Genomic DNA, 4967 nt, shown 5'->3' with positions numbered 1-4967 from the left:
CTGCGGGTCGACCGCCGCAACCGGTTCGCCACGGACCCGGCGGCCGGGGGCCGTCGACGCATCCGGTTGGAACCCGCGTCGGACCACGCCGAGGAGCTGCCGGAGACCGCGGTGTTCCTCGGGCGTACGGACGAGGGGCGCCACATCTGGGCCCTGCCCGTGGAGGAGCTGCCCGATGACCCGGCGGTGGCGTCACTCCGGGTGACCGGAGCGGACCTGGTCGAGGGCGACGGCTCACTGGCCTCGCAGGCCCTCGCCCTGCTCGGCTGGCACCGGGACACCGTGCGGGGCCGGGAACCGCAGCACCATCCGCGCCGCGTGGACGCGGGCTGGGCCATCGAGGACCCGTTCCACGGAGGACCCGAGTACCCACGCACGGACCCGGCCGTGATCTGCCTGGTCCACGACGGTGGGCGCCGGGTGCTCCTGGCACGTCAACCGGTCTGGCCGGCCGGGATGTACTCCCACGTCGCCGGATTCGTGGAGGCGGGGGAGTCCCTGGAGGGTTGTGTCCGGCGCGAGGTGAAGGAGGAGGTCGGCGTGGAGGTCGACCGGGTCCGCTACCTCGGCAGCCAACCCTGGCCGTTCCCCCGCTCACTGATGGTGGGTTTCCACGCGGTCGGGGACCCGGACGCGCCGATCGTGCTCGAGGACGAGGAGATCAGTGAGGCCGCCTGGTTCGACGTCGACGAGGTCCGCGCCGCGCTCGACGGCCGGGGCGACCTCATGGTGGCCCCACCGGTATCGATCGCCCACGTGATGCTCCGGTCGTGGGTCGCCGCGGTGGACCGTTAGGCGTCCGCGAGCTCGGCGAGCTTGGCCCTCACCTGGGAGGCCGGGGGGTTGGTGGCGGTGGTGCCGTCCGAGTACAGCGCCGTCGGGACGACACGGTTGCCGCCGTTGACGCTCTCGACGAACGCCGCGGCCTCGGCGTCGGCGTCCACGTCGATCTCCGTGTAACCGATCTCCTTCTCGTCCAGCAGCTTCTTGAGCCGGGTACAGAAGGGGCACCACGTGGTGGTGTAGAGGGTCAGGGCCTCGGCATCGTTCGTGAGATCGCTCATGACGGGGTCCAACGCTCGGAGACCGGGGAATCATCCCGGGGGAGGCCCACGGCGATGTGTCGGGGCCGGATGCCACCATGGTGGCGTGGATGACGTGCGGCGTGACCGGGACTCGGCCCTCGACGGACTGGACCCCCAGCAGCGGCGGGCAGTCCTGGCGCCCCGCGGACCCGTCTGCATCCTCGCGGGCGCGGGGACCGGCAAGACGCGCACCATCACCCGGCGCATCGCCCACCTGGTGACCACCGGACACGTCCGTGGGGACCAGGTCCTGGCCGTCACGTTCACCGCCCGCGCGGCAGGGGAACTGCGCATGCGGCTCGCCGGGCTGGGCGTGGCGGACGCGGGGACGGGGCCGGTCCAGGCGCGGACCTTCCACTCGGCGGCCCTGCGCAACCTCTCCTACTTCTGGCCGCGGGTCTACGGCGAGGAACCCTGGCAGCTGCTCGACGGACAGTTCCGGGCGGTCGCGCAGGCGGTCCGCCGGGTGGGGCTGGATCCCTCGACGGAGACGATCCGGGACGTCCTCACCGAGATCGGCTGGGCCAAGTCCAGTCTGCTCACCCCCGACACGTACGCCGAGCGGGCGGTCGCACTCAGTCGTGACCTCCCGGCCCCCGCCCCGGAGGTGGCGCGGGCGTTCCGGGCGTACGAGGATCTCAAGGTGTCGGGCCCGGTCCGCATGCTCGACTTCGACGATCTGCTGGGACACATGGCGGAACTGGTGGAGGAGGTCCCGGCGATCGCGGAGGAGTTCCGGGACCGCTACCGGTGCTTCGTGGTGGACGAGTTCCAGGACGTCACCCCCGCCCAGCAGCGCCTGCTGTCGGCCTGGCTCGGTCGGCGCGACGACCTCACCGTGGTGGGCGACGTCAACCAGACCATCTACTCCTTCGCCGGGGCCGATCCGGACTATCTGCTCGGATTCGCCGAGCGCTACCCGGAGGCGACCGTCGTCCGCCTGGAGTCGGACTACCGGTCCACCCCGCAGGTGGTCGACCTGGCCAACGCGGTGATCGGGGCCGGCGCGGGGCGGTTCCGATCAGCCGGTCTCACCCTCCGTGGAATGCGTCCGGCGGGGCCCGACCCCGTCCTCACCGAGTACCCGGACGAGGACGCGGAGGCGGAGGCGGTCGCCGGGGCGATCGCCGATCTGGTCCACGGTGGGCTCGACCCCTCGGAGGTCGCGGTCCTCTACCGCGTCAACGCGCAGTCGGAGCGAATCGAGGCCGCGCTGGACGAGGTGGGGATCGGTTATCGGCTCAAGGGTGGGGAGGGCTTCTTCGACCGGACGGTGATCAGGCGCGCGATGTCGGCGATCGACAGACTGGTCGACGGCACCGACGAGGCGGTCACGGAGGAGCACTCCGCGCTCACCGACCCCACCGACGTCGCCCGGGTGATCCGGGCGTCACTGGAACCGTTGGGTCTCACGGCCGCCGAGCCGTCGGGCGCCCAGGCCCGGGAGAAGTGGGAGTCGCTGACCGCGCTGATGGGCCTCGTGGAGGAGATCGCCACCACCGAGGACCGCCCCGGACTACTCCCGGTGGTCGCCGGTCTGAGAGCCCGCGCCGCCGCGAGGCACGCCCCTGACCAGCGCGGGGTGACCCTGGCGTCGTTCCACGCCGCCAAGGGGCTCGAATGGGATGCGGTGTTCCTCCTCGGGGTGCACGAGGGCAGCCTGCCCATCAGTCACGCGATCAAGGCCGGGCCGGACGCCATCGAGGAGGAGCGGCGACTGCTGTACGTGGGGGTCACCCGGGCACGGGAGCACCTGTCCGTCTCGTGGAGCCGCAGCCGACGGGCCGGGGGCCGCGCCACACGCCGTCCCAGCCGCTTCCTCGACCCGGTCCGCCCGGCACCGGCGCCCGGGGGAAGCCGCCAGACGTCCGACTCCCCGGACAAGGGGCGTTGTCGCGGATGCGGGGAGCGGCTCACCGGGCCGATGCACCGGGCGCTGGGATCGTGCCCCGACTGCTCGGTGGAGGTCGACACCGGGTTGTTCGAGCGGCTGCGCGACTGGCGCAGGGAGACGTCGGAACGCATCGGCAAACCCGCGTACACGGTGTTCACCAACGACACTCTCGTGCAGATCGCCCGCGAGCGTCCCGCGGACACCCGAGCGCTCGGGCGCATCGGCGGGATCGGGGCGCACAAGCTCGGCGAGTACGGGGACGATGTCCTCCGCCTGGTCAGGGAGGGCTGATCCCGGCCGGTCCGGAGTGGCTCACTCCTCGTCGGGGAAGATCTCCGGCATCCAGCGATGGACGATCTGCCGGTACGGGGCGGTCGCCTCGAGCTGGCACAGCATGCCCACCGAGGCCGAGAGCACCCGGTGGATGAGGACGTACTCGCGGGGAAGCGTGAAGGACCGCGAGGTCCGGAACTCACGGCCGGAGACGTCCCCGTACACCGCCATGATCCCCTGCATCCACTTGCGGTCGAAGTGGAACTCGGGCTTGCGCATCGGCTCGATGAAGGGCCCGAGGAAGGCCATCGCGTCCGCGGGGTCCAACCCGCCCCGGCCCACGTACCCGGAGCGCGTCATGAGGGCGAGCAGCTCCTCGGACTCCCCGGCCAGCGCGAGCCGCATCATCGAGGTGAGGACCGCGGGCATGCCGTCCGGTAGCGGGAGTGACGCCCCGAAGTCCAGCACCACCATCCGACCGTCGTCCGCGAGGAGGAAGTTGCCGGGGTGCGGGTCGCCGTGCATCATCCGCGCGCGGGCGGGGGAACAGAACTGGAACTCCGCCAGCAGTCCACCGGCCCGGTCGCGCTCCTCCTGGGTCCCGCTGGCGGCGATCCGGCCGAGCGTGCGACCCTCGGCCCACTCGGTGACCAGGACCTTCGGGGCGGAGGCGAGCACGGCGGGGACGCGGATCAGCGGGTCGTCGCGGAACGCGGCGGCGAACACCCGCTGCGTGTCGGCCTCCCCCCGGTAGTCCAGTTCGGCCACGGCGCTGTCGTACAACTCGTCGATGACCCCTTTGACGTCAGTGCCGGGGTTGAGGGGCCGCAGGAGCGGGGAGAGACGTCGGAGCTGACGGAGGTCCGACCGCAACGCCTCGTCGGCCCCGGGGTACTGGATCTTCACCGCCACCTCCCGACCGTCCGACCAGACCGCGCGGTGCACCTGCCCGATCGAGGCCGCGGCGGCCGCGGAGGTGTTGAACTCGGCGAACCGCTCCCGCCACCGCAGGCCGAGTTGGGTGTCGAGGACCTGCTCGACCTCGGCGGGGGGCAGCGGCGGCGCCTCGGCCTGGAGCTTGGTGAGCGCCTCGCGGAACGGGCCCGCGTACTTGTCGGGCATCCCGGCCTCGAACACGCTGAGAGCCTGACCCACCTTCATCGCCCCGCCCTTGAGCTCTCCGAGCACGGCGAAGACCTGTTCGGCCGCCTGGTCGGCCAGCTCCTCGGTCAGTACGCCCTCGCCCCTGCCCAGAGCTCGACGTCCCAGCGACCCGGCGGCTCGTCCGGCGATTCCCAGGGGCAGGCCTGCGAGGCGCGCTGCTCGGCGGGATGAGGTGCGGGGGAGATCGGCCACGCCTCCAATCATGACAGAGGATGCCGATATGTCGCCGCGCCGCAGGTACAGCGATCGGAGGCCGGCCACTCGAGCCTCGTCCACAGCCCCTCGGCGGGATTGATCTCGACGGACGCCCCGATGGTCTGGAGGGGGCGGTCGGCCTCACGGCTGGCGGAGACCTCGGCGAGGACCAGGGCGGCTGCCGCCGTGAGCGCGGGCACTCCGGCCGAGGGGGATCGGCCGACGAGCTGGGCGGCGACGAACGGCCACCGCGGGTCACGTCCGGCGCGGAACAGGTCCACGCACCGCAGACACGGACTCGCCCCGGGGATCACGGTGGGCCCCACCACCACCCGGCCGTCGCGGGCGTACACGTG

At 72.3% G+C, this 4967-nt stretch carries 4 protein-coding genes and 1 pseudogene; 2 read left to right on the top strand and 3 right to left on the bottom strand.

From position 1 onward, the window contains the following. Positions 1–795: NAD(+) diphosphatase (nudC, locus tag G6020_RS09250; protein ID WP_182610412.1), on the top strand; the 795-nt coding region annotated here is incomplete at its 5' end. Here the strand turns inward: nudC and G6020_RS09245 are convergent. Continuing rightward, on the bottom strand, positions 792–1064 hold the full coding sequence (locus tag G6020_RS09245) for a mycoredoxin (protein WP_179524804.1): 273 nt from the start codon (positions 1062–1064) through the stop codon (positions 792–794). The genes nudC and G6020_RS09245 overlap by 4 nt on opposite strands. An 85-nt stretch (positions 1065–1149) precedes the next feature. Between G6020_RS09245 and G6020_RS09240 the strand changes: the two genes are divergently transcribed. Continuing rightward, on the top strand, positions 1150–3270 hold the full coding sequence (locus G6020_RS09240; protein ID WP_338404176.1) for an ATP-dependent DNA helicase UvrD2: 2121 nt from the start codon (positions 1150–1152) through the stop codon (positions 3268–3270). 21 nt (positions 3271–3291) lie between these two features. Here G6020_RS09240 and G6020_RS09235 read toward each other — a convergent pair whose 3' ends face one another. Continuing rightward, positions 3292–4608: an AarF/ABC1/UbiB kinase family protein gene (locus tag G6020_RS09235; RefSeq protein WP_179524805.1), complete on the bottom strand. Its 1317-nt coding sequence runs from the start codon at positions 4606–4608 to the stop codon at positions 3292–3294. An 8-nt stretch (positions 4609–4616) separates the two neighbouring features. Next, positions 4617–4967 (bottom strand): annotated as a pseudogene (locus G6020_RS09230) (hypothetical protein); the annotation flags it as partial.

Source organism: Dietzia sp. B19, assembly GCF_014145155.1.
Classification (GTDB): domain Bacteria; phylum Actinomycetota; class Actinomycetes; order Mycobacteriales; family Mycobacteriaceae; genus Dietzia; species Dietzia natronolimnaea.
The sequence above is the reverse complement of the archived record's forward strand: the minus strand, read 5'-3'. Positions and strand labels throughout refer to the sequence as shown.